At 76.6% G+C, this 1,309-nt stretch carries 1 protein-coding gene; it reads left to right on the top strand.

Features of this window, described 5'->3' with window-relative positions; translation table 11 throughout:
* Nucleotides 1–482 precede the first annotated feature (482 nt).
* The gene (locus MW084_RS00020) at nt 483–857 is read left to right on the top strand and encodes a UbiA family prenyltransferase (protein ID WP_275563378.1); all 375 of its coding nucleotides are present in this window, start codon (nt 483–485) and stop codon (nt 855–857) included.
* Nucleotides 858–1,309: the final 452 nt, after the last annotated feature.

Genomic DNA, 1,309 nt, shown 5'->3' with positions numbered 1-1,309 from the left:
GTGCGGGGCGCGGCCCCGCCGCGCCCCGCACCGCCGCTTCCCGGGCCGTCGCTTCCCGGCCAGTCGCGTGTAGGGGCGTTGCTGGCCGCCGCCCACGGCGGGCCGGCCCTGGCCGTCGGCNCTGTCGCGGGTCTGCTCGCGCNCNGCNGCNGCCTGGACCGGGCCGGCGCCGCTACGGTCACCGCGGCGGTCCTCACCGGCCAGCTCACCATCGGCTGGGGCAACGACCTGTGCGACCTGCCGCGCGATCGGGCCGTCGGCCGCAGCGACAAGCCGCTGGCCACCGGAGCGCTGCCGGTCGGCTGGGCGGTATGGGCCCTGGTCGCGTCCGCGTTCGCCTGCCTGGCGCTGTCCGCGCTCACCGGCTGGCGCAGCGCGCTGGTCAACATCGTCCCTGTCCCTTGACCCACTATTACGCTGCCCACAACCACACGTGGTGGTCGTGGGTGCCTTACGCCAGTGCCTTCGGGACGCTGCCTTCCGTGGTCACCCTCGCCGGTCCGGCCCCGGCCTGGGCGCCGTTGTGGGCGACCGGGGCGGCCGCGCTCGGTGTCGGGGCGCACCTGCTCAACACGCTGCCCGATCTCGCCGACGACGAGCGCACCGGCGTGCGCGGCCTGCCGCACCGCATCGGTGAGCGCCTCTCGCGCGCCGTGGCCGCGGTGCTGCTGTGTGCCGCCTCGCTGCTGGCGGTGTTCGGTCCCGCCGGGCCGCCTGCCGGATGGGCGTGGCCGGTTTTGGCCGTGGTGGTACTCCTCGTGGCGGCCGCGGCGACCACCGGTGGCTGGTTGCCCTTCCGGGCCGCGGTGGCCGTCGCCCTGATCGATGTCGTCCTGCTCGTGGCGGCCGGCCGATGACGGCGGCGCACACCTCTTGGGACCTGGCCGTGGTCGGCGCCGGGCCGGCCGGTGCCGCCGCCCTGGGCGCGCTGCACACCGACCCGGCCTTGTGTATAAGAGACAGCTGCTGGACCGGGCGGACTTCCCGCGGGACAAGGCCTGCGGCGACGGGGTGNCCCGCACGTCCTGGACGTCCTGGCCGACGTCGGCGTCACCGGCCTCGTCGAGGACCGGGTCCCCATCGGCCGCCTCAGCCTCGGCCGCGGCGGCCTGGTCGCCGAACGGCACATGGCCCGCCCGGCGTGGGTGGTGCCGCGCCGGATCCTCGACGCCCGGCTGGTCGACGCGGCGCTCGCCGCCGGCGCCCGCCTCCTGCGGCACCAGGTCCGCGACCTGCGGCAGCACACCGGGGCGGTGGCCTTGGACGAAAGGATCTTCGCCGCGGTCGNGATCGNCGNCGACGNCNCCNA

Source organism: Streptomyces sudanensis (assembly GCF_023614315.1).
Classification (GTDB): domain Bacteria; phylum Actinomycetota; class Actinomycetes; order Streptomycetales; family Streptomycetaceae; genus Streptomyces; species Streptomyces sudanensis.
The sequence above is the reverse complement of the archived record's forward strand: the minus strand, read 5'-3'. Positions and strand labels throughout refer to the sequence as shown.